27 protein-coding genes are annotated in these 22,560 nt (G+C 67.0%); 18 read left to right on the forward strand and 9 right to left on the reverse strand.

The window, feature by feature from the left end; translation table 11 throughout:
• Positions 1–196: 196 nt before the first annotated feature.
• On the forward strand, positions 197–1,072 hold the full coding sequence (locus tag P1K88_RS08245) for a class 1 fructose-bisphosphatase (RefSeq protein WP_276413980.1): 876 nt from the start codon (positions 197–199) through the stop codon (positions 1,070–1,072).
• Here the strand turns inward: P1K88_RS08245 and P1K88_RS08250 are convergent.
• Positions 1,066–2,976: a PKD domain-containing protein gene (locus P1K88_RS08250; RefSeq protein WP_276413981.1), complete on the reverse strand. Its 1,911-nt coding sequence runs from the start codon at positions 2,974–2,976 to the stop codon at positions 1,066–1,068. The two genes, P1K88_RS08245 and P1K88_RS08250, sit on opposite strands and share 7 nt — an antisense overlap.
• Positions 2,977–3,160: 184 nt before the next feature.
• Here P1K88_RS08250 and P1K88_RS08255 point away from each other — a divergent pair, with 184 nt between their 5' ends.
• From P1K88_RS08255 to P1K88_RS08265, 3 genes are all read left to right on the forward strand, one after another.
• Positions 3,161–4,918: an acyl-CoA carboxylase subunit beta gene (locus tag P1K88_RS08255; protein WP_276413982.1), complete on the forward strand. Its 1,758-nt coding sequence runs from the start codon at positions 3,161–3,163 to the stop codon at positions 4,916–4,918.
• Between the two features lie 262 nt (positions 4,919–5,180).
• Positions 5,181–6,110 (forward strand): hypothetical protein, encoded by a 930-nt coding sequence (locus P1K88_RS08260; RefSeq protein ID WP_276413983.1) that lies wholly within the window; start codon positions 5,181–5,183, stop codon positions 6,108–6,110.
• A gap of 106 nt (positions 6,111–6,216) precedes the next feature.
• A complete protein-coding gene (locus P1K88_RS08265) occupies positions 6,217–6,852 on the forward strand; it encodes an HAD family hydrolase (protein WP_276413984.1) in 636 nt (211 codons plus the stop codon).
• A gap of 102 nt (positions 6,853–6,954) precedes the next feature.
• Here P1K88_RS08265 and P1K88_RS08270 read toward each other — a convergent pair whose 3' ends face one another.
• The 3 genes from P1K88_RS08270 to P1K88_RS08280 form a co-directional block, all read right to left on the reverse strand.
• Positions 6,955–7,314: a DUF5518 domain-containing protein gene (locus P1K88_RS08270; protein ID WP_276413985.1), complete on the reverse strand. Its 360-nt coding sequence runs from the start codon at positions 7,312–7,314 to the stop codon at positions 6,955–6,957.
• A gap of 64 nt (positions 7,315–7,378) precedes the next feature.
• A complete protein-coding gene (locus P1K88_RS08275; RefSeq protein ID WP_276413986.1) occupies positions 7,379–7,780 on the reverse strand; it encodes a DoxX family membrane protein in 402 nt (133 codons plus the stop codon).
• Positions 7,780–8,229 carry a MaoC family dehydratase gene (locus P1K88_RS08280; RefSeq protein WP_276413987.1) on the reverse strand — a complete coding sequence of 150 codons (450 nt, stop codon included), beginning with the start codon at positions 8,227–8,229 and terminating at the stop codon, positions 7,780–7,782. The genes P1K88_RS08275 and P1K88_RS08280 overlap by 1 nt, the downstream gene beginning before the upstream one ends.
• A 78-nt stretch (positions 8,230–8,307) precedes the next feature.
• Here P1K88_RS08280 and P1K88_RS08285 point away from each other — a divergent pair, with 78 nt between their 5' ends.
• From P1K88_RS08285 to P1K88_RS08295, 3 genes are all read left to right on the forward strand, one after another.
• Entirely contained in the window at positions 8,308–9,141 is an 834-nt protein-coding gene (locus P1K88_RS08285; protein ID WP_276413988.1) for an HpcH/HpaI aldolase/citrate lyase family protein, read from the forward strand.
• 66 nt (positions 9,142–9,207) lie between these two features.
• Entirely contained in the window at positions 9,208–10,464 is a 1,257-nt protein-coding gene (locus tag P1K88_RS08290; RefSeq protein ID WP_276413989.1) for a Glu/Leu/Phe/Val family dehydrogenase, read from the forward strand.
• Between the two features lie 47 nt (positions 10,465–10,511).
• Complete coding sequence (locus tag P1K88_RS08295) at positions 10,512–10,997, forward strand: SRPBCC family protein (protein ID WP_276413990.1); 486 nt, start codon at positions 10,512–10,514, stop codon at positions 10,995–10,997.
• Here P1K88_RS08295 and P1K88_RS08300 read toward each other — a convergent pair.
• The gene (locus tag P1K88_RS08300) at positions 10,994–11,524 is read right to left on the reverse strand and encodes a hypothetical protein (protein WP_276413991.1); all 531 of its coding nucleotides are present in this window, start codon (positions 11,522–11,524) and stop codon (positions 10,994–10,996) included. The two genes, P1K88_RS08295 and P1K88_RS08300, sit on opposite strands and share 4 nt — an antisense overlap.
• 126 nt (positions 11,525–11,650) lie before the next feature.
• Between P1K88_RS08300 and P1K88_RS08305 the strand changes: the two genes are divergently transcribed.
• Positions 11,651–12,205 (forward strand): FAD-dependent oxidoreductase, encoded by a 555-nt coding sequence (locus P1K88_RS08305; RefSeq protein ID WP_276413992.1) that lies wholly within the window; start codon positions 11,651–11,653, stop codon positions 12,203–12,205.
• A 15-nt stretch (positions 12,206–12,220) separates the two neighbouring features.
• Here P1K88_RS08305 and P1K88_RS08310 read toward each other — a convergent pair whose 3' ends face one another.
• Entirely contained in the window at positions 12,221–13,033 is an 813-nt protein-coding gene (locus tag P1K88_RS08310; protein WP_276413993.1) for an RIO1 family regulatory kinase/ATPase domain-containing protein, read from the reverse strand.
• Between the two features lie 80 nt (positions 13,034–13,113).
• Here P1K88_RS08310 and P1K88_RS08315 point away from each other — a divergent pair, with 80 nt between their 5' ends.
• Together P1K88_RS08315 and P1K88_RS08320 are read left to right on the forward strand one after the other, a co-directional pair.
• The gene (locus tag P1K88_RS08315; RefSeq protein ID WP_276413994.1) at positions 13,114–14,298 is read left to right on the forward strand and encodes an acyl-CoA dehydrogenase family protein; all 1,185 of its coding nucleotides are present in this window, start codon (positions 13,114–13,116) and stop codon (positions 14,296–14,298) included.
• 206 nt (positions 14,299–14,504) lie between these two features.
• Entirely contained in the window at positions 14,505–14,789 is a 285-nt protein-coding gene (locus P1K88_RS08320) for a hypothetical protein (protein WP_276413995.1), read from the forward strand.
• Positions 14,790–14,796: 7 nt separating this feature from the next.
• On the opposite strand, the gene P1K88_RS08325 is transcribed toward P1K88_RS08320, so the two are convergent.
• Positions 14,797–15,204: a universal stress protein gene (locus P1K88_RS08325; RefSeq protein WP_276413996.1), complete on the reverse strand. Its 408-nt coding sequence runs from the start codon at positions 15,202–15,204 to the stop codon at positions 14,797–14,799.
• A gap of 49 nt (positions 15,205–15,253) precedes the next feature.
• Positions 15,254–16,711: an RtcB family protein gene (locus P1K88_RS08330; RefSeq protein WP_276413997.1), complete on the reverse strand. Its 1,458-nt coding sequence runs from the start codon at positions 16,709–16,711 to the stop codon at positions 15,254–15,256.
• 217 nt (positions 16,712–16,928) lie between these two features.
• On the opposite strand from P1K88_RS08330, the gene P1K88_RS08335 reads away from it, so the two are divergent.
• From P1K88_RS08335 to nth, 4 genes are all read left to right on the forward strand, one after another.
• Positions 16,929–17,453 (forward strand): DoxX family protein, encoded by a 525-nt coding sequence (locus P1K88_RS08335; protein WP_276413998.1) that lies wholly within the window; start codon positions 16,929–16,931, stop codon positions 17,451–17,453.
• A gap of 14 nt (positions 17,454–17,467) precedes the next feature.
• The gene (locus P1K88_RS08340) at positions 17,468–17,758 is read left to right on the forward strand and encodes a hypothetical protein (protein WP_276413999.1); all 291 of its coding nucleotides are present in this window, start codon (positions 17,468–17,470) and stop codon (positions 17,756–17,758) included.
• A 126-nt stretch (positions 17,759–17,884) separates the two neighbouring features.
• Positions 17,885–18,346 (forward strand): redoxin domain-containing protein, encoded by a 462-nt coding sequence (locus tag P1K88_RS08345; RefSeq protein WP_276414000.1) that lies wholly within the window; start codon positions 17,885–17,887, stop codon positions 18,344–18,346.
• A 44-nt stretch (positions 18,347–18,390) separates the two neighbouring features.
• A complete protein-coding gene (gene nth, locus P1K88_RS08350) occupies positions 18,391–19,077 on the forward strand; it encodes an endonuclease III (RefSeq protein WP_276414001.1) in 687 nt (228 codons plus the stop codon).
• 21 nt (positions 19,078–19,098) lie between these two features.
• On the opposite strand, the gene P1K88_RS08355 is transcribed toward nth, so the two are convergent.
• Positions 19,099–19,581, reverse strand: a complete 483-nt coding sequence (locus P1K88_RS08355; RefSeq protein WP_276414002.1) for a DUF7321 family protein — start codon at positions 19,579–19,581, stop codon at positions 19,099–19,101.
• 152 nt (positions 19,582–19,733) lie between these two features.
• On the opposite strand from P1K88_RS08355, the gene P1K88_RS08360 reads away from it, so the two are divergent.
• The 4 genes from P1K88_RS08360 (at position 19,734) to P1K88_RS08375 (ending at position 22,557) form a co-directional block, all read left to right on the forward strand.
• Complete coding sequence (locus P1K88_RS08360; protein ID WP_276414003.1) at positions 19,734–20,540, forward strand: DUF7319 domain-containing protein; 807 nt, start codon at positions 19,734–19,736, stop codon at positions 20,538–20,540.
• Between the two features lie 81 nt (positions 20,541–20,621).
• Positions 20,622–21,275: a halocyanin domain-containing protein gene (locus tag P1K88_RS08365; protein WP_276414004.1), complete on the forward strand. Its 654-nt coding sequence runs from the start codon at positions 20,622–20,624 to the stop codon at positions 21,273–21,275.
• Positions 21,275–21,694 (forward strand): DUF7318 family protein, encoded by a 420-nt coding sequence (locus P1K88_RS08370; RefSeq protein ID WP_276414005.1) that lies wholly within the window; start codon positions 21,275–21,277, stop codon positions 21,692–21,694. Before P1K88_RS08365 ends, P1K88_RS08370 begins: the two co-directional genes overlap by 1 nt.
• Positions 21,694–22,557: a ubiquinol-cytochrome c reductase iron-sulfur subunit gene (locus P1K88_RS08375; protein ID WP_276414006.1), complete on the forward strand. Its 864-nt coding sequence runs from the start codon at positions 21,694–21,696 to the stop codon at positions 22,555–22,557. Before P1K88_RS08370 ends, P1K88_RS08375 begins: the two co-directional genes overlap by 1 nt.
• The last annotated feature ends 3 nt before the right edge of the window (positions 22,558–22,560 follow it).

Genomic DNA, 22,560 nt, shown 5'->3' on the forward strand with positions numbered 1-22,560 from the left:
TGGCTTCTCTGCGACACTGTCGCAGGGCTGCAGCGCTCCGTCGAAAGGTTCACTCGGCTTGTAGTAAATGTCAGAGAAAAGATACTTATGGATGCCGTGAGTACGACTGTTCGATGACAGACTTCGGACGACCTCCGACTCTCCCCTCGTCAGTCGGGCTCTCGGCGTCCGAAGCCGTCCGACACCTTCCCGACCAATGAGCAAGTCACTCGAAACCCCGACCAGTACGACCGACCGGACGATCGATACTATTCTCGACACCATCTCGTCGACGACGACGGACGTTCGCTCGGCTATCGCCGGCCACCGGGAGGCGGCCGGGACGACCAACCCCACCGGCGACTCGCAGCTGGCCGCCGACGTCAGAGCAGACGAGCTGTTCGAGCGTCGCATGCTCGATATCGACGGCGTCGCCACCTACGCCAGCGAGGAGCGCGAGTCCCTCGCGACGGCCGACGGCCGTCTCCACGTCGCCATGGACCCCCTCGACGGCTCCTCGAACCTGGTCCCCAACAGCGGCATGGGCACCATCTTCGGCGTCTACAGCGAGCGCCCCCCGACGTCGGGCCGGAACCTGCTTGCCGCCGGGTTCGTCATCTACGGGCCGGCGACGACCATGGTGGTCGCCCGGGACGGCCACGTCCGCGAGTACATCGTCGAAGCGGGCGAGCAGCGCCTGGTCGACGACGACGTGACCCTCCCCGAGGACCCGACGGTGTTCGGGTTCGGCGGCGGCGAGGACTCCTGGACCGACTCTTTCACCGGCTACGCCGACGAGATCCGCCAGGAACTCAAACTCCGCTACGGCGGCGCGATGATAGCGGACATCAGCCAGGTGCTCTCCTACGGCGGCGTCTTCGCGTACCCGGCGCTGCAGTCCCGGCCCGAGGGCAAGCTCCGTATCCAGTTCGAGGGCCAACCCATGGCCTACGTCATCGAGACGGCGGGCGGCCGCTCCAGCGACGGTACCCAGTCGCTGCTCGAGCCGGAGCCAGCCACGCTGCACGAGCGGACGCCGCTGCACCTCGGCAACGCGGCGCTCATCGATCGACTCGAGGCCTCGCTTCAGTAACCTAAGTATATCGCGAGCGCCTTCAGGACGCCGTAGACGACGACAACCAGCCCGACGACTGCCGAGAGAATCGTCCCGACGATGCCGCCGGGCCACAGCGCCAGCGGACTGGGCACGCCCAGGTCGGGCAGCGAGAGTGACGGGAGCGACGGGCCGCCCCCGCCCGAACTGACGTTCGCGACCCGCCGGTTCGCCACGGCCAGCGTCCCGCCCTCCGGCACCGTCCGCGCGAACTCGGTCGTCCGCGTCTCGCCGGCCGGCACCGTCACCGTCCGACTCGTGAGCACGCTCCCGTTCAGGACGACGACGACGCGGCGGTCTCCGGTCGCGGTACCACGGTTCGCCAGGACGACGGTCACGACCGCCTGGTCGCCCGCCGACAGCGTTTCGGGCGAGACGGTGACGTTCGTGACGACGACGTCCGGGTCGCCACTCTCGGTCGGTGCGGGCGTCGACTGTGCCCGTGCCTGCACCGTCGCGTCGGATTCGGGGCCGCTCGCGGGAGTGACTTCCCCGGTGCCGACGACGAACGTCGAGAGGCCGGGCGAGGACGCCTGGTAGATCACCCGCGAACCGGTGCGGTCGACGACGGCCGTCTCCAGCGGGACCCACCCGCCCTCGTCGCGGTAGAGCGTGACGCTCGCCGGGTCCGTGTCGGTGGCGTTCAGCGCCGCCGTCGGGACGGCGAACGTGAACGTGACGCCGCTGGCGGTGGCGTTGCCGTGTTCGAGGTCGAACCGGACCAGGCCCACCTCGCCGGTGGCCGTCGCGAACGACGGTGGGGTCCGGTCTCTGGCCCGGACGTCCAGTCTGACCGTCTCGTTCGTCGGGAACGTCGCCCGGATGCGCTCTACCGAGGCGTTCGCGCCGGTCACGAGCGACCCGTTCGCGCGCGTGATTCGCTGTGCGGTCCCGGTGCCGGTCAGGTTCACGACGGCGCGCCGGGCGCCGGGCTTCCTGACGTTGGCGGACCCGTCGATGCCGGCACCGACGACCGCCACCCGGTGTGTCTCGACGGCCGTGTTCCCGAACGGGTCTGTCACCTCGACGGTGAGCTCGTGGGTCCCGGGACTGGCGAACGCCACCGTCACGGAGTCGCCCGGGAGGATGGTACCGCCGTCGACGCGCCACCGGTAGGACTCGATGCCCTGGTCGTCGGTCGCGTTCGCGGTGACGGTGACTGACTCGCCGACCGTCGCGTCGGTCGGTCCCGCGACGGTGACGGTGGGCGCCGACCCGTCGTACCTGAACGTCCGCTGGTGGCCGAACCTGATTGCGTTGTCGTGACGGTCGACCACCGAGAGCAAGATCAGGGAGTACTCCCCCTCCTCCGGGAACGTGTACCGGGTGGTGTAGGTCACCGAGCCGTCCACGTCGACGCTGAAGTTCGAGCGGTAGAGCGTGTCTATCTGTGGGCCACCGATGGAGAGCGTGAGGTTGCCCAGGCGCTCGTTGACCGTGATCGCCATCTCGACGGTCGAGCTGTTCACCCGCGTCGTCTCGAAGGCCTGGTAGCGTGGCGTCACCGTGTCCATCCCCGTCGCGGTCACCGTCCCGTCGGTGAGCGTGTTGCCTGCCTCGTCGGCGATGGCCGCGCCGCTTCGGAGACCGACGGTGACGTTGTTCACGTTCAGACGCTCGGCTAAGTGCAGCGACACCCGCGCGCCCGTCCGGTTCGCGCCGGAGGCGTTGATGGACGTCACCGTGACGTTCTCGACGGTCCCGCTCGACAGCAGGAAGTCGTCGCTGGTGATGCTGCCGGTGTCTACCGCCCCGTTGTCGTAGACGGTGACCTCGATGGTCGTCGCGTTGCCCTTCGTGGCTGTCCCCCACTCGGGGGCCTCGGTGTCGGCGGCCGCGACGGTCCCGGTGAACGCCGGGAGGGCGACGAGCGCCACCAGCACACAGCATACCCCCAGACGCCACTGGCGATACCGCCGTCCGGGGCCGTGCTCCCTCCTCGCCCTCCGGTGCATTGGTACGTAGTTGCCAAGCGCCCGCTATCAATCGCACGGCGACATTACCTCGGTTGATAATCGCGTGCCGGGAGGGGTAACTACTGAGACCCCTCCGGCCGTGAGGTGTGGTATGAAGGTTCGCATCGCTGCGGAGGCCAGCCGGGACGAGGCCTCGGCCATCGCCGCCGCGGTCGCCGAACACGTCGGCGAGAGCGTCGAGGTGTACGTCGGCGACGCCCAGGAACCGACGCTGGTCCGGGAGGTCCTCGAGTCTGACGACGCGGGCACGACGGCCGACGGGGACCTCGGCCCGACCGAGCGCGAGGCCCGCCTGCGCGAGGAGATCGCCGACATCGAACGCGGCGGCCCCGAGAAGTACCGCGAGCGCCTCGCCGAACGGGGGAAGCTGTTCGTCCGCGACCGCCTCAGGCTCTGGTTCGGGGAGGACGGGCTGGACTTCGAGGACGGACGGTTCGCCAACTTCGACAGCTGGCATCCGGACAGCCCCGACGTCGAGGACGCGGACCCCGACATCCGCCTCCCGGCCGACGGCCTCGTCACGGGTGCGGGGACGCTCGACGGCCGGCAGGTCCACGTCGGCGCCAACGACTTCACCGTCAAGGCGGGCTCCGTCGCGGCCCGCGGCGTCGAGAAGTTCATCCGCCTCCAGGAGCGCGCCCTCAAGACCGGCCGGCCGGCGCTGTATCTGGTCGACTCGTCGGGCGGGCGAATCGACGAGCAACGGGGCTTTTTCGCCAACCGCGAGGGCATCGGGAAGTTCTACTACAACCACTCGCGCATCTCGGGGGTCGTCCCCCAGATCTGTGTCCTCTACGGTCCCTGTATCGCCGGGGCGGCCTACACGCCGGTGTTCTCTGACTTCACGGTGATGGTCCGCGGAATGAGCGCGCTCGCCATCGCCTCCCCGCGGATGGTCGAGATGGTCACCGGCGAGGACGTCGACCTGCAGGAACTCGGCGGCCCGGACGTCCACGCGAAGTACTCTGGTAGCGCAGACCTGGTCGCCGATGACGAGGAACACGCCCGCGACCTCGTGGCACAGCTCGTCACGTACCTGCCCGACAACTGCGAGGAGCGCCCGCCGCGTCGGGAGGGGACCCGCCCCGCGCACTCGCCGTCGGAGTTAGACGCCGTCGTGCCGGCCGAACCGAACAAGGGCTACGACATGCGCCGGGTCATCGAGCGCGTCGTCGACGCCGACTCCTTCTTCGAACTCCAGCCGGAGTACGGCAGAGAGGTCCTCACCGGGTTCGCCCGCATCGACGGCCGGTCGGTGGGCGTCGTGGCGAACCAGCCCAACCACCGTGCCGGCGCCATCTTCCCGGATTCGGCGCGCAAGGCCGCCGAGTTCGTCTGGAAGTGCGACGCGTTCAACGTCCCGCTGTTGTACCTCTGTGACACGCCGGGGTTCATGGCCGGCTCCGGTGTCGAGAAGGAGGGCATCCTCGAGGCGGGCAAGAAGATGATCTACGCCACCTCGGAGGCGACGGTGCCAAAGCAGTGTGTCGTCGTCCGCAAGGCCTACGGCGCGGGCATCTACGCGATGTCCGGGCCGGCCTACGACCCCGAGTCGACTATCGCGCTCCCGTCGGGTGAGATCGCGATCATGGGCCCGGAAGCCGCAATCAACGCCGTCTACGCGAACAAACTCGACGCCATCGACGACCCCGAGAAGCGGGCCGAGCGCGAGCAGGAACTCCGCGAGGCCTACCGCGAGGACATCGACGCCCACCGGATGGCCAGCGAGGTGGTCATCGACGAGATCGTCCCGCCGAGCGACCTCCGGGCGGAACTGGCCGCTCGCTTCGAGATGTACGAGACGGTCGACAAGGACCGCCCCGAGAAGAAACACGGGACGATTCTCTGATCGTGATTAGTGCCGGTCAGTTCGGTAGCGACCGCACGACGCCGGCCGGTCGCATCGGCACACAGGGACAGCGATCACTATGAGCCAGGCTCGTCGAACTCGTCACGTACTGTGTTCCTCGAGAATCCTGCTGAGTCGAGGGGCGTACATCTGGCAGATAATTCTCTGCCTGGGATTCTGTGGAGGACCACCTTCTCTCGGTGTAAATATCAAACATAACAGTGGGTATAAAATTATTAGAACGGCAAACCAGTAGCAGGACATGGTGCTGGAATCACAGTGGAAGCAGCTACGAGACGTATATCGGCAGTCCCGTGTTCGGCGTGGAACGAAAATCGTACTGCTCATTCTGCTCGGGTTAGTTGCGCTCACCATCGAGTTGGCGCCGACGTATTTTTCGGTGCCACAGAACACACTGTACCTGGTCGCCTTCACGCTCCTCTCTCTGGAGGTTGTTGAGACAAAGCTTTACGATATCGAACAAGAGGTCGAGAGCGTACAGAGCAGTTTGGAATCTAGCTCTAAGATATTCACAAACACTAGAGATGCCTACCAGTACTTGGAGGAGCGAGCGTTCGACTACCCGAACACGACCGGCCCGGATCAGGAGGCGGTCAATAGCAATCGCATCTATCTAATCCACTATCTCGGCAGTTCCTTTTCGACCAGAAACGCGCTCACGTACGCGAAAGACTCCAATAGCGAGGTGTTCATCCTGCTGAAACACCCCTCCTCGATAGAGGTGGAGGAACTGCGCAATCAAGTGTATACGTTCATCGAGGAGACACTGCCTGCCTACTTCGGCACCTATGACAAACTGCACGTGCGGTTCTACCGCTTTCAGCCTTCGGTCAACGGTATCAAAATCGGATCACATAGCATCGGAGTCGGGTGGTACACCTTCCACGACGAGGGCGGGTTTCCACGAAAGGTGAACGACGATCTGAACCCCACGCTCATATACACGCGAGAGAACCCCAACAATTACAAGATCATCAATGAATGGTTCGTGGACGTCTTTACGAAGCTGTGGAAGGAAAGCGAAACGCTCTCCGATATGTACGACGCCGAATCTCCGGAGCGGATAACCGACTGGGTAGAACAGTCGAACACCGAAGACAAAGAGGCGTTGTTGCGTCGCCACAGTGCGAACCACCCTGAAACGAAAGAGGCGCTTTTCCCGGACCAATAACTGAACAGCGAGACAGTGTTCCTCCATCTGCGAGTATCTGCTACCGGAGAACACCTGGGTTCGACGCGAAAGATGTTTATATGTAATAATGTAAGAAGCAGCAAGAGTGACTGATTGGGTAGTTTTCGATTTTGACGGAACGCTCTGTACGAACCGGTCGGGGTGGACCGTTCTCGCTGCACTATTTGGAACAGAATCGGAGTCACTCCGTCGAAAGCAGGCGTACTTTGACGGCGAGATGTCCTTCGACGAACGAATCGAGAGAGACGTGCGTGCCTGGAGACAGTATGACGTCACGAAATCCGACGTCGAGCGGGCTGCAGAGGCCGTTAAACTTATGCCCGGGACGGAGTCGATGCTCCGGAAACTCGACGAATCGGGATTCGAGTTCGGCGTGTTGAGTGCGGGCGTGGCCGACCTGACGGCCAAAATAGAGCGGTTCGACCCAGCGTTTATTGTAGGAAACGAACTGCACTTCGAAAACGGACTGCTCGCAGATGGCGAAACGAAGGTAAGCGCGACATCAAAGACGAATTGGCTGGCCAAGCTGGGTGCTGAACACGGATTCGATCCCGCAGAGATAACCTATATCGGCGACTCGAACACGGACATCGAGCCGTTCAAGCTGGTCGAGAGGGCGATCCTCTTCAATCCCGACCCTGCACTCGATCCGACCGGCCACGAAGCCGCTGACGTGGTCAGGGAGTCACAAGATCTCTCGGATCTTGAAAGCCATTTCTGAAGCGTCGTTCGGGTTGCCCACGATTGAGAACCGTATTGAACAGAAGTAGCGTAGAGATTCCGCGAATAACGTTCGGAAATCGGTCGATGACAGCAGTCTCGATCAGGATAGCAGCGACCCGACGGCGCCACCGACGGCCGAGTCCAGGGCGAGCACGAACGCGATGAGGACGCCAACCACGAGGACGCTCAGCCCCGCCACCCCGCCGATGGGGCCAGCCCCGATGCCGCCGACGAGGGTGGCGACGACGCCGAACAGGAGTGCGACGATCACGCCACCGATCGCGCCGGCCAGGAGCCCGTGCCACAGCCCGCTCCGGATGTTCCCGCCGGCGACGTAGCCCGCGGCGAAGCCCCCGATGAGGCCCGCGCCGATGTGGCCGACGACCGGGAGGAGGAATGCCAGGAGTCCCGCGACGATGCTTACAACGAACCCGATGCCGACCGCTCGCCAGTCAGTCATACCCGTCGGTACGACACCGACCGGATTAGCGGTTCTGCTTGCAGTGGCAGGGTCGGCGGTGGACTCACTCGAGTGAGCGCACCAGGACGGCGGCCGCGAGTGCCGTCAGCCCCACGTCCCGGACCATCACGTCGAGGAAGACACCACCCTGTGTCACCCCGACCACGAGGAGGTACAGCGTCGTCGCGGCCAGCGAGACTGCGCCGACGGCCGCGGCCGCCGTCGTGTGCCGGTCCGCGATCAGCGCCGCGCCGAACCCCAGTTCCAGCACCCCGTTGGCGAGCATGAACCGGACCGGCGTGACGACGAGCCAGGGTTCGAGCCAGGCGACGACGTAGGCGGCCCACGACGCGGGGTCGAGCAGTTTGTGGGCACCGGCGAGAAGCAACATCACACCGAGCCCGACACGGGCCAACGTGTCGGCGTCCCACCTTCGGAGCGCCTCACGGGTGCGCGCGACGATCATCACTCCAGCGACCGCTCGACCAGCGCCGTCCGCTCGAACGAACAGACGAGGGTGTCGTCCTGCCGGTAGACCTCGACTTCCATCGTGACCACGCCCCGTTCCTCGTCGCTCGTGAGTCGCGTCTCCGTCACCGTCGTCTCGGCCCGGACGGTGTCGCCGTGGAAGACCGGCGCGGGGTGCTCGACGTCGTCGTAGCCGAGGTTCGCCACGATGGTCCCGTCCGTCGTGTCCGGGACGGTGAGCCCGACGGCGAGCGACAGCGTGTAGAGGCCGTTGACGACGCGCTCGCCGAACTGCGTGTCGGCGGCGAACTCGGCGTCCAGGTGGAGCGGTTGCTGGTTCATCGACAGGTCACAGAAGCGCTGGTTGTCGCTCTCGCTTATGGTGCGGCGCGTCTCGTGGACGATGGTCTCGCCCTCGGTGAACGCCTCGAAGTACTTGCCGGCCATGGCTGGCGTCAGGTGCGCGGCGGCCTTAGGGGTGCGGGACGGGCCGACACTTACGGTCCCGCCGGTCCAAGCGGGGGCATGGTCCGCAGGAGTGTCCTCTTTTCGCCCGGCGACGACGGGGAGAAACTCCGGAAGGCCGTCGACAGCGACGCCGACACCGTGGTGTTCGACCTCGAGGACGCGGTCGCGCCCGACGCGAAAGCGGCCGCTCGCGAGACGGTCCGCGACGCGCTGGGCGACGTGCTCCCGTGCGACCTCGAGGTGTGCGTCCGCGTCGACCCCGTCGGGCAGGGCGCAGCAGCGGACCTCGACGTGGTGCTCTCCGGCCCGCACCCGGACGCCGTCGTCCTGCCGAAGACCAGCGGCCCGGCGGACGTCGACGGACTCGCGGCGCTGCTCGGCGACCACGGAGCGGCCCTGCCAGTGCTGGCGCTCGTCGAGTCGGCCGCGGGCATCCTCCACGCGGAGGCCATCGCCGCCGCCGACGCCACCGACGCGCTCGTCTTCGGCGCGGAGGACCTCGCGGGCGACATCGGGGCCACGCGGACGGCGGCGGGCGAGGAGGTGGCCTACGCCCGCCAGCACGTCGTGCTCGCCGCGCGGGCGGCGGACGTCGACCCCATCGACACGCTCTATCCAGCCTACGAGGACCGCGAGGGACTGCGCGCCGACACCGAGACGGCCGTCGGGCTGGGCTACGAGGGCAAGCTCGCCATCCACCCGGCCCAGGCGACGGTCATCAACGACGTGTTCACGCCAACCGCGGAGCGACTCGCGTGGGCCGAGCGGATCCTGGCCGCCCGCGAGGAGGCCGACGGCGGCGTGTTCGTCGTCGACGGCGAGATGGTCGACGCACCGCAGGTCCGCCAGGCCGAACGGATCCTCGAACGCGCCGAGGCCGCCAGGAACTGACCGCGTGTTACGGGGCGACCATGGCCGGCGGTATCCTTTTGCCGTCTCTGTGTCAATCGCTACGGTATGCCCACCGAGGTGAACCCGTTCGAGAGTCTGCAGGAGCAGATCGACGACGCGGCGGCGTATCTTGAATACTCGACCGACGTCCTCGAACGGCTGAAACACCCGGAGCGGGTACTCGAGACGAACCTCTCCGTCGAGATGGACGACGGCTCCATCGAGGTGTTCCGCGCGTACCGGTCGCAGTTCAACGGCGACCGCGGTCCCTACAAGGGCGGCATCCGCTATCACCCGCAGGTCTCGCGCGACGAGGTGAAGGCGCTCTCGGGGTGGATGGTCTACAAGTGCGCCGCCGTCAACATCCCCTACGGCGGCGGGAAGGGGGGCGTCCGAATCGACCCGCGCCAGTACTCCGACAGCGAGATAGAGCGCATCACCCGCTCGTTCGGCAAGGAACTGCGCCCCATCATTGGCGAGGACCGCGACATCCCAGCACCGGACGTCAACACCGGTCAGCGCGAGATGAACTGGATCAAGGACACCTACGAGACGCTGGAGAACACGACCGAACCGGGCGTCATCACGGGCAAGGCGCCCGAGTCCGGCGGGAGCGCCGGCCGCGTCGAGGCCACCGGCCGCTCGGTGATGCTCGTCACCCGCGAGGCCTTCGACTACCTCGACCGGGACATCGAGGACGCGACCGTCGCCGTCCAGGGCTACGGCAACGCCGGCTCGGTCGCCGCGAAACTCATCGACGACCTGGGAGCCAACGTCGTCGCCGTCTCGGACTCCTCCGGCGCGGTGTACAACGCGGACGCCCTCGATACCCGCGCGGCCAAGGAGCACAAGCGCGAGACGGGGTCGCTGGCCGGGTTCGAGGGCGCGACCGAGAAACTGACCAACGAGGAACTCCTGAAGATGGACGTCGACCTGCTCGTCCCGGCGGCGCTGGAGAACGCCATCGACGGCGACCTCGCGACGTCGGTCGAGGCAGACATGGTCGTGGAGGCCGCGAACGGGCCGCTCACCCCGCGAGCCGACGACGTCCTCACCGACCGCGACGTCCACGTCTTCCCCGACATCCTCGCGAACGCCGGCGGCGTGACCGTCTCGTACTTCGAGTGGGTCCAGAACCGCCAGCGGTTCTACTGGTCCGAAAAGCGGGTCAACGACGAACTGGAGACCGTCATCACCAGCGCCTTCGACGACCTGGTCGACACCTACGAGCGGACGGGCGCGCCGAACTTCCGGACGGCGATGTACGTGGTCGCCATCGAGCGCGTCGTCTCGGCGGCCGAAGAGGGCGGTATCTGGCCGTAGCTCGCCGGGACCGCCGCCGTTTTCCGCGCGCCGTCCCACGGACCGATATGGACACCTACGAGCGGTCGGTTCGCGTGAAGGCCCCGTTCGAGACCGTCTGGGAGTTCCACTCGACCGGCCAGGGCCTCGTCGCGCTGACGCCCGACTGGATGAACCTCCGTATCGAATCCGAGACGGGCCCGGACGGCGAGTCCGACCCCGAGGTGCTCGACGCGGGGTCGACCGTGGTCTCCTCCATCAGACCGTTCGGCGTCGGCCCGCGCCAGCGGTGGGTCTCGGACATCGTGGCCCGCGAGGACGGAGAGGACGAAGCCATGTTCAGGGATGTGATGCGGGAGGGTCCGTTCCCGCACTGGGAACACACCCACCGGTTCCGCGCCGACGGCCCTGACGCCACCATCGTCGAGGACCACGTCGAGTACGAGCTCCCCGGGGGACCGCTGGGTCGTGCGGTGGGGCCGCTCGGCTTCCTCGGGTTCGAACCGATGTTCCGGTACCGCCATCGGGAGACCAAACGGCTCCTCGAGGCCTAGAGGTACTGGGCCTCGGTCTCCTCGACGCCGACGGGGACCTCGCGGCGCGCCGTCCGGCCGTCGAGCTCGACCGTCACGGTCACCGTCCGTGGGGCGACAGACAGCACGCGGTCGAGCGGGACGGACGGCTCGGCGACGACCGTGCCGTCCCTGTCGCGCGTGACGCCGTAGTCGACGGTGACGACCGACCCGAACACGAGGCTCCTGATGCCCCGGCCGAGGCCGGTGTCGGACTCGCCCAGGCGGTCCTCGACGACCGGAACCACCGTCTCGGTGGCGTGTTCAAACGCCGTGCGGCGAAGCCACGCGGCGAACGGGTGGGTCCCATCCCCGTCGCGGACCCCATCTCGCTCGGTGAGGAACGTGGCGTCGTCGCGGACCGCCCGCGTCGAAACGGGTGCCCCCCTCGGTCGGTGGAGGCCGCGCTCGGCGGCGACGTCCGCTCTGGTGGCGTCCCCCACTGCCGCCACGCCGAGGAGGGCGGCGAGGGCAGCACCGACGCCTGACAGGTAGCGTCGTCGGTTCACGGTCGCTACCACGTGGCCACCGGGAATGAAGATTCAGATGACTCAAGCGTCGTTTGTAGCGTCCCGCGCTCGTGGACCGGGTCCGACAGGGCCTACATTTATCTGTCAAACGACCCACTATATCGTATGCCTGATGTACTCGTGGTCGGCGGTGGCGCCGCCGGCCTCAGCGCGGCGCTGTTCACTGCGAAGAACGGACTCGAGACCGTCGTCTACGACACGGACGGGACGTGGCTGCACAAGGCGCACCTGTTCAACTATCTCGGCATCGAGTCGCGAGACGGCACCGAGTTCGTCGAGGACGCCCGCAAGCAGGTCGAGTCGTTCGGCGCCGACCGCCGCGAGGCGACGGTCACCGCCGTCGAGGCCACCGACGACGGCTTCACCGCGACGACCGACGAGGGCGAGGTCTCGGCGACCTACCTGATCCTCGCGACGGGCGCGAAACGCGACCTGGCCGAGGACCTGGGCTGTGCGACGACCGACGAGGGCGTCGTCGACGTGGACGTCTCGATGGAGACCAGCGTGGCGGACGCCTACGCGACGGGCGCGATGGTCCGCGCCGAGGAGTGGCAGGCCATCATCTCCGCGGGCGACGGCGCGGCGGCCGCGCTGAACGTCCTCTCAAAGGAGAAGGGCGAACACTTCCACGACTTCGACACCCCCGACGACGCGCCGTGAGCGCCTGCCGGCGAGTCACGTCCCGTCGCTGTCCAGTGCCCGCTTCTCGACGGCCCCGCGAATCGCGGCAGCGTCGAAGTCGTGGTCCGGTCGCAGGTTGACGAAGTCGAGGAACTCCTCGGCGGCCAGCAGTTCGCCGGCGTCGTAGTACTGCGCGGCCGCGGCGACGGCCACCGGCGCACCGACGAGCGGTTCCAGCGCGCCCAGCGCACACGCGAGGTCGTAGGCACGGGCGTCCGCGATGGCGTCCGCCCGGACGCTCGTCGCGTCGATGAAGTACACCTCGTCGTCGGCGACCAGGACGTTCTCACACCGGAAGTCGCCGTGGGCGAGGCCGTGTTCGTGCATCCGGTGCAGGTCGTGGAAGACTGTCGGCGTGTGGCGTTCTATCTGCTCGCGCGGCAGGTCGTCGAGCGTCTCGAAGTCGGGGAGATACGACAGCACCACGACGCCCATCCCCTCGTACTCGAAGGCCTCGACGGGGTCGGGGGCGTTGACGCCCAGTTCGCGCATCCGCTCCGTGGCCGCGAGTTCGTGTTCGGCCATCTCGTACGGGGTCCCGAAGTGCTCGAAGAAGCCCTCGGTCCCCGAGGAGAACGCACCGAGGTTCCGCCCCGTGGTCAGCAGGCCGTGGACCAGCGAGTTCTGCTGGGTGATGAGCTTCACGAACCACCGGTCGTTGACGACGAAGGGCGTCGAGAGCCAGTTGTCCGCGTTCAGGAACGTCACGCGGGCCGACGGTTCGTCGTAGCGGTCCATGACCGCCCGAACGACCCCCTCCAGTTGCTCCCAGGGGACCGACCCGCGCAGGAACCGTCGGAACGCCATCGTCAGAACGGAGGGAGGGCGCGGGCAAATGGCTTGTGACCGGCCCCGTGGTATTTGTTCACAGAACCCCTACGACGGATATGGACTTCACGCTCCCCGACGAACACCGGATGATACGGGATTCGGTCCGCGAGTTCTGCGAGCAGGAGATCGCGCCTATCGCCCAGGACATCGAGGACGACCACCGGTTTCCGGCGGAGATATTCGACCAACTGGCCGACCTGGACGTGATGGGCGTCCCCATCGACGAGGAGTGGGGCGGCCTGGGGAGCGACACGTTGACCTACGCGCTGGTCGCCGAGGAACTGGGTCGGGTCTCGGGGAGCGTCGGCCTCTCGTACGTCGCGCACACGTCGCTGGGGTCGAAACCCATCGAACAGTTCGGGACCGACGCGCAACGCGACCGGTGGCTCCGCCCGCTGGCGACGGGCGAGTACCTCGGCGCGTGGGCGCTGACCGAACCCGGGAGCGGGAGCGACGCCAGCGACATGGACACACGCGCCGTGCGGGACGGCGACGAGTACGTCATCGACGGCACCAAGCAGTTCATCACCAACGCCTCCATCGCGGGGTCGGTGCTGGTGAAGGCCGTCACCGACCCGGACGCGGGGTACGACGGGGTCTCGACGTTCGTCGTCTCGCCGGACGACGAGGGCTGGGCGGTCACCACCGAGTGGGAGAAGATGGGGCTGAACGCCTCGCCGACCTGCGAGCTGCAGTTCACGGACTGCCGGATCCCCGCCGACCGACTGCTGGGCGAGGAAGGCGAGGGCTGGGACCAGACCCTCACGACGCTCAACGGGGGGCGCATCTCCATCGCCGCGCTCTCGGTTGGCCTGGCACAGGGCGCGTTCGAGGCCGCCCGCGAGTACGCCACGGAACGCGAGCAGTTCGACCGCCCCATCTCGAAGTTCGACGCCGTCCGCGACAAGCTCGTCGAGATGGACCGCAAGATCGAACGCGCACGCCTGCTCACACACAAGGCCGCGACGATGTACGACGCGGGTGAGGATAGCGCTGGGCCGAAGGGCCAGCGAGGCGGCGGCGAAGCCGCCAGCCTCACACGCATGTCCTCGCTGGCGAAGCTCGACGCCAGCGAGATTTGCCGGGAGGTCGCCGAGGAGGCCGTCCAGGTGCTCGGGGGCTACGGCTACACCACGGACTTCGCGCCCCAGCGGTTCTACCGGGACGCGAAACTGATGGAGATCGGCGAGGGAACCAGCGAGATTCAGCGCCTGGTGCTGGGTCGCGAACTCGGCCTGTAGTCGGCCCCACGGTGCCGGTAGTGCGTGGCCGGACTCGGGGCGCGTCGGCCGACTGCGAGTGCCCGCCCGGCACGTTGCCGGATCCCCCCCGACAGATCGCAGACTACGTACCACTCCGGTGCGGATGGGGTCGCTCACTGGCCACTCGCCGTCTGGTAGGTACCCACAAGAAGAACGGTTTTGAGGGTATGTTCGTCTTACCCGCTATGGACCTGGACCGACTGTCGCCGCTCGACACCGACTCGCTCGACCAACTCGCCGCGTTCACCGGCCTCGGATGGACGACCTCGCTGTGTGGCTTCCTCGCTCTCAGCCTCGGCTACGGCCCCGGCGTCTTCCACCGGGCCCTGGTCGACTCTCGCCTCCTGCTGTACGTGAGTGCCGGCTGTTTCCTCGCGACGCTGGGGCTCGACCGCCTGGCGAGGCGGCTCGCCGACCGGGCCGACCCAGCAGAGGGCCACGCCGACGCAGGGGCCCAGCCGGCCGACTAAGGTGGGCTTACTCCACTTCGGGGACGATGGTCACCGGCACCGACACCGTATCGAGGACGGCGAAGGCGGCGGTCCCGCCGGTCAGCCGGTCTTTGAGTCCCTTGTGTCTGTGCCCCATCACGATGTGGGTGATGTCGACGTCGGCGGCCAGTTCCAGCAGTTCCTGTGCGACACGGGTACCGTTGCGCCGACCCGACCGGCCGACGTACTCCAGTGCCACCGTGGCGACGACGGGCGCGTCCCCGAGGCGCTGTCTGAGTTCTTCGCGGAGCTGTCTCGCGCCGGCGTCTGCGAGTTCCTCCTCGAGCAGGTGGACGACGTACAGTTCCTCGTCTAAGCCCTCGGCGAGCGTTATCGCGGTGTCGAGGACGTCGTCCGACACGGCGTCTGGTGCGATGGCCACCAGGATTGTCATACGCTAGCCACGTGCGCCAGCAGCAAATACGTTTCATCGCACCGCCCGCTCAGGTCGTGGCTTTCAGGTTGTGGACCGGGTCGAGACGCTCTATTACCTCGGCGGTCGGTTCCAGGGCCCGGCGGATGACCTCCGCGTCCTTGTAGGCCATCGGTGCCTCGTCGCGGACCGCCTCGACGACCGACTCCGAGTAGACCCCGTCCATCGCCTCGGCGAAGGCGTCCATGTCGACAACGTCGTGAGCGCGCCCCCTGCTCATCACCCGGCCGGCCCCGTGGGGAGCGGTCTGGTGGTACGCGTCGTTGCCCTTTCCGCGGGCGATGACCGACCCATCGGCCATGTTGAACGGGACGACGAGGCGCTGGCCCTCGCGTGCCGGCGTCGCACCCTTGCGAACCGTGAGGTCCCGGAAGTCGATGTAGTTGTGGATACTCTGGAACCGGTCGACCGGGTCGACGCCAAGCGCCTCGCAGATGGCGTCGCTCATCAGATCGCGGTTCCAGCGAGCGTACTGCTGGGCGAACAGCATGTCGACGTAGTACCCGTGTGCCGCCCGTCCCTCGAGCCAGTCGAGGTCGGTGTTCCGGTCGTCGCCCGCGCCGACGTGGGGGCCCAGCGACCCGAGCGCGTCGAAGGCGTCTTCGATGTCGTTCCCCTCCAGTTCCCGTCGCAGTTTGCCCTTCCGGATGTGTGACTCGCCTTTGCCGCCGGTGACCCACTCGTAGAGGTCGGCGTCGCTGACCGTCTCCGGATCGAATTTCAGGTAGTCGGCGTACTCGTCGGGGATCGACTCGCGGATGGCCCCGACCGCCCTGCGGTCGGTCGCCTTCGACTGCCAGTACTCCGCGACGGACTTGCCCAGGTACCGGGACCCGCTGTGGACGACGAGCCAGTAGGCGCCCGAGTCGCGGGCGCGGGCGAACTCGACGAAGTGGTTGCCCCCGCCCAGGGTGCCGGCGCTCCGGATGACGTGGCCCATCCCCTGGCGCTGGTCGGCCAGCACGCGCGCACAGAGCGACTCGAAGTACTCGCCGTCGTAACCGTCGAAGTCGAACTCGACGGGGTCGACGTGCTCCCCGAACCGCTCCGCGACGGCCGCGTTGAACTGCTCGAACACCCGGTTGGCCCGCTCGAAGGGGAACTCCTCGACCAGGTGCGGGGCGTCGTCGTAGTCGTGGACGGACCGCCCCATCGGAACTGCCTCGCGCACGCGGTGCTCGCGCTCCGGGTCGGTCAGGGGCAACTCGTCCCCGAGGTCGGTCGCGGCCATGCCACACCCCACGTCGACGCCCACCACGTTCGGGACGATGCGGTCGCCCAGCGGCATCGTGAACCCGATGGGTGCGCCCGCCCCCCAGTGGGTGTCGGGCATGATTCGGACCGGTTCGGTGAACGCCGGGTGGTCGATGAGCGCCTGTATCTGGGCGCGACACTCCGTCTCCAGTAGTGACTCGTCGTCCACCATCACGCGCGCCGTGGTGTGCTCGCCGACCAGTTCGATGGGCATCTCTGTCGAGGGTAGTCGAGACGGTGTGTTGAACTTCACGGTGGCGACTGCCCCTCGGCCCGGGCGGGCACGGAAAGATGCACGGCCGAACGCGGCCAGAATTCTAAATGTCCGATAATTCGGGTTCTCGACCCCTCAGAATCGTTTTCAGTTGCTGGGAACACGTGGCTGTTTATATGGAGTTGCTCCACACACATCCACATGTGAGGTAACGACGATGTCCTACCAAGCAACCAACCCACTGGCCGACGAGTTCACGCTCGACCTGGACGGCCCACTGACGGCGTACTGGCTGGCCTTCCTGCGCATCGTCACCGGATGGTGGTTCTTCCACGCCGGTGTGACCAAACTGATCGAGGACGGCCTGGCCTTCACCTACGGACCGGCCTACATGCAGCAGATGACCGGTACCGCGCTGGGCCCCATCCCGGTCTGGATGGGGAACAACCTCGCGTGGCTCATCAAGCCCGGCGTCCCGCTGTTCGAGACGCTCATCGGCCTGGCGCTGATGGCCGGCGTCCTGGTCCGGCTCGCCTCCCTCGGGGGCATGATATTCATGACCCTGTTCTGGATCGGCAACGCCGGCTTCGGCCACGGCCTCGTCAACGGCGACCTCATGGGCCTGCTGCTGTTCGCCACGATGCTCATCCTGGGCACGGGGCGATACTACGGGCTCGACGCCATCATCGAGAAGCTCGAGTTCGTCAAGCAGCATCCACGCCTGAAATACATCCTCGGCTGAGGAGGTGACACAAAATGACTAACGACATCATCGACAAAGCGGCAATGGCACTGAGCGGCGGACTGATGCTGCTGGGCATCGTCGGGCTCGGCATCGTCGAGATCCTCGCCGGCAAGCCCTACGGGGCGGCACCGATGACGAACGACGCCGGAGAGGTCATCGCGACTCCGATGGTCGACCCGGCGCTCCGGACCGGCCTGGTCCTGCTCGGGCTGGCCATCCTGGCACTGTACGGAGCCTACCGGTTCACGGCCCAGATAGAAGAGGAAGCGGCTGCGGCTGGCCACGAAGTGACGGCCGACTGACCGAGTGCATCGGACACACTCGTTCCCGCGGATTTTCGGACGGTCCTGACCTGGTAGCGACAGCGTCGTCTCGTCGCCGACCGAAGTGACCGTGGATTTATCGGTCGGTCGACCCTCGGTCGGACCATGCTCGACGTGGGCGACCCCGCACCGGACTTCGACCTCGACGGCACCGCCGGCGCGGGCTCTGGGTCCTACCGCCTCTCGGCCGCCGCCGACCGGGTCCCGGTGCTGGTGGCCTTCTACACCGAGGACTTCGCGCCGGCCTGTGCGGGCTACCTCGAGGCGCTCCGGGACGCCGACTGGGGCGCGCTGACCGACGGCATCGGTGTCTTCGGCGTCGCCCCCGGAACGATGGCATCCCACCGCGAGTTCGCGACCGAACTCGACCTGCCTTTCCCCTTGCTCGTCGACGACCCCGGCGTCGACGCCCAGTTCGGCGTCCAGCGACCCGACGGGACGACCCGCCGCTCGGCGTTCCTCGTCGACCGGCGGGTTCGAGTCGCGTTCCGCTGGGCCGACGAGCGCGAGGCACCCGACACCGCGCCCGACGTCGACCCCATCCTGGACGCGGTCGGTCGCCTCTAAGGCGAGAACGACACGCCAAAGTCCGGGCGGACCAGGGAACGGGTATGGGCACGCCCCTGGATTCACGTACGGCACAGGCCGCCGAAGTCGTCGACAGACTCCACGATGAGTACCCCGACTCCACCATCTCGCTCGACTACTCGACCCGCCTGGAGCTGCTGGTCGCCGTCGTCCTCTCGGCGCAGTGTACCGACGAGCGGGTCAACGAGGTCACCGGGGACCTGTTCGAGAAGTACCAGACGGCGGCGGACTACGCCGAAGCCAGCGAGGAGCAGCTCGCCGAGGACATCTACGGCATCACCTTCCACAACAACAAGGGCGGTTACCTGAAGGGCATCGGCGAGCAGCTCGTCGAGAACCACGACGGCGAGGTGCCCGACACCATGGCGGCGCTGACCGAGCTGCCGGGGGTGGGGCGCAAGACGGCCAACGTCGTCCTCCAGCACGGCCACGACGTCGTCGAGGGCATCGTCGTCGATACCCACGTCCAGCGCCTCTCGCGGCGCCTCGGACTGACCGAGGCGGAACGGCCCGAGACCATCGAGCAGGACCTCCTCGATGTCGTCCCGGCGGACGAGTGGCAGCAGTTCACCCACCTGCTCATCGACCACGGGCGAGCGGTCTGTGGGGCGCGGTCGGCCGACTGCGAGGCCTGCGTGCTCGCCGACATCTGTCCGTCGGAGCAGGGCGACAGCGACGTCGACCTCGCCAGCGGCGAGGCCTGGGCCTGATTCTGGACGCCCCACCGGCACTCAGACGACGTACCGGAGGACGTACCGCGCCGCGCCGACGACGTACGCCAGCATCCAGAAGATGACGTAGCCGAACACGCCGATGCGCAGTCGCGAGCGCCAGTGACTCATCTGCTCACCGCCGATCTCCTCGAGGAGCAGGTCCTGGTCGTAGTCGTTGTAGAGGTCGTGTTCCCGCTTGGCCCGGAAGATGCGGACGATGCCCGTGCCGCCGAACAGCAGGAGAGCGTAGGCCTGCAGGCCCAGATAGGCGTGGACCGCCGAGAGGCCACCGAGCTGGTCCGGGAGCCGTGGCACCATCCAGCCCAGCATGGGCACCGTCGTCAGCGTCAGGCCCGTCGTGACGAACTTCAGGTGGTGGACCAGCACGTCCCACGTGACCGGGTCGGACTCGATGATGTAGTACGCGCCGTAGACGAAACAGGGGAAGCTGAGCGTCACCGACGCCAGCACCACTGTCGCGATGGCGCTCTCGGACACCATAACCCCGGCTTAGGACCCGACGGCAAAAGGGGCGCGGTTCCGAGATTCGCGCCCCGGGCCGGCCGGCGCCCGCCGCCGATGGCACGCGGCGTCGTGGCGAGGAGCGCCCACAATCGTCACCCTAAGGGGCTTTGCCCCCCTAGAGGAGCGTGATGAGTGATTCCTCGGACAAGCGGTCTCGCCCGGACCGGCCGACCGATACGCCCGACACCGACTCCGAGGACGTCGAGGCGCTCCGGAAACAGGTCGAGGAGAAGTACGACTTCGACAACTTCGGACCGGCGGACATGGCCGATATGACCGCCGAGGAGTGGGACGTCGCTTTCGACCCCGACACCTGGATCACCGGGGACGAACTGCTCGACCGCGTCGATCGCGACCTCCGGAACCGGGTCGCCCAGCGGGACGTCTTCGCCCGCATCGAGCGCCACGAGGACCCGCCGCGGGTGCTCGCCTACTCGGACGAGGGCTACGCGCTGGTGTACCCCGACGGCAGCGTCGAAGGCGAGGGCACGGTCATGCGGGACGTGAAACCGACGGTGGCGCTCGCGTCGATGGACTCCTACGACGTTCCCGAGACGGTCCCGGACAACCCCCTGCCCGAACCCGAGGCCGTCCCCGAGGGCGGCGGCGAACTGGGCAACCGGATGCTCCAGGTCATCGCCGGCGCGCAGCTGCTGGCCGGTCTCGGCCTCCTGCTCGGTGGCGTGCTCGCGGTGGCGAACCTCATCGGCGGGCCCGGCGTCAACACCGTCTTCCTGTTCGTCGCCGGCCTGGCCTTCATCGCCATCGCGCTCGTCCTCTTTTTCACCGTGGCCAACGCCCGGCTCTCGGATACGTTCCGCGCCGAGGAGTACCGCGAGCGACTGCGCGCAATCGGCCTCGAGGACGGCGAACGTCCCGACTTCGTCCCCGAACTGGACCCCCAGGCGGCCGGGGAGCGAGAGGAGACGGAGTAGCACACCGGAGGAGGCCAAGACGGTGCCTGCGGGCGGTATCCGGTGGGTTTATACAAACTCAGTCCTGACTTTCCGTTGTATATGAACAGGCGGGAGTTCGTCCGGACTGCCGGGGGTGCCGCCGGTGCGACGGCGGCCCTCAGTGCGACCGGCACAGCCGCGGCCCAGGAGGAGGGTGGCGGCGGCGAGACAGTCCCGGATTACGGCGGTTTCCTGGATCAAGTTGGGAACTTCGACGGCACGACCGTCGACGCGACCGGGCAGGACGAAGTGACAGTCGCCGTCGGTGCGCAGGGCAACGGCGGCGCGTTCGCGTTCGACCCACCTGCGGTACACGTCGACAACGGTGCCACCGTCAAGTTCGAATGGACCGGCGAGGGCGGCGGCCACAACGTCGTCTCGGACGGCGACGGCCCGCTCGACTCCGGCGACCCGGTGTCGAACGCCGGCGTCAACTACGAACACACCTTCGAGGAAGACGGCATCTATCCGTACGTCTGTATCCCACACGAAGGACTGGGGATGAAAGCCGCCATCGTCGTCGGCGAGGACTACCCCACACAGACCGTCGGCGGTGGCGGCCCGGTAGAGGTCGACCCCCACAAGGCGGGGGTCCCCATCCAGCCCCACTTCGTCGGCTTCGGCGCGGGACTGGCCGTCGTCATCTCGCTGGTGTTCACCTTCTTCCTCCTGAAGTACGGTGAGTCGCCACACACGAGCGGGGGGAACAACTGATGTCCTCCGAAGGCTCCACCTACGGCGACATCCACCGGTACGAACCGCCCCGCGAGAGCACGGCCGCCGCCGTCGGCATCGTGTTGCTCACCGTCATCCAGATCGTCCTCGTCGGGCTCTTCACCTACGGGATGCTCGCCGGCTGGGCGTCCGGCATCGGCACCTCGCTGACCCTCCGACTCATCGAGGCCAACATGTTTTTGGGCGGCGTCCTGACGGCCATCTTCATCGACCTGGCCTTCATCATGATGCTGTATCGCAAGGAGTTCCTCCCCGACGTGATGATCGTCAAGAAGCGCCGTCGGAAGTGGGAGGACCTCTACATCGAACAGGACGACGTCGACGGGACCACCGTCCTCGACAACGAGGCGCTCGTCGAGAACATCAAACGTGCGGTCTACCCATACTACAAGAAATAATGCCACTGGACGAAGACAAATATCCATCCGAGACAGGTCGGCGCCGTTTCGTGAAAGGCGTCGTCGGGAGCGCAGCACTGTCGAGTGTCGGTGTCGGTGGCGCGGCCGCCGTCGACGCGACGACCGACGCGGCCGGTGAAGGCGGCGGGACGACCACGTTCGTCGGCGTCGAGAACACCGACGGACCCGCCCCGCGCGGGATGCCCATCATCCCCATCGAGATCAACGGCGGCGAACTGAGCGGGATCTGGCCGGAGTACGACCCCGCACAGGGCGTGGCCGTCCAGCAGGACTTCGGCGGGAGCGGCATCGACTACTCGTCGGCCTGGTTCCAGTACTGCGGCGTCCAGAGCGACGGCGCGATCTACCCGCAGGCCGAGCGAAACAACAGTTTCAACAACAACACCGGGTCGTTCGCCTGGCAGAGCGAGTACGAGAGCGGCGTGACGCTCACGGTCGACATGTTCTCGGACTACAAGGAGTGGGGCAACGGCATCGGACGGTCCGGGGTCGGCAAACCGGCGAGCGTCAACTGGCGGTCGAACAGTGACGGTACCGGCGGCGTGCCGGTCCAGATCATCCGCTCCGTCGAGGTCGAGAAGATGGCAAACGGCGAGGGCAAGTACGGCGACCTGCCGGGACCGGTCCAGTCGTTCGTCTCGGCGGCGACCCAGGAGGGCTTCATCGCCTGGCTGAACAAGTGTACCCACTTCTGCTGTGTCCCGGGCTTCAAGACACAGGCGGGGAGCGCGAACTTCGGGGCCGCCGACGAGATCTACTGCCAGTGTCACCAGTCGGTGTACGACCCGTTCAGTCCCGTCCAGAAACAGTTCGTGTCGCTCCCGCGGCCACCACAGGAGTAACCA

It is taken from the genome of Haloarcula halobia, from assembly GCF_029338255.1.
Classification (GTDB): Archaea; Halobacteriota; Halobacteria; order Halobacteriales; family Haloarculaceae; genus Haloarcula; species Haloarcula halobia.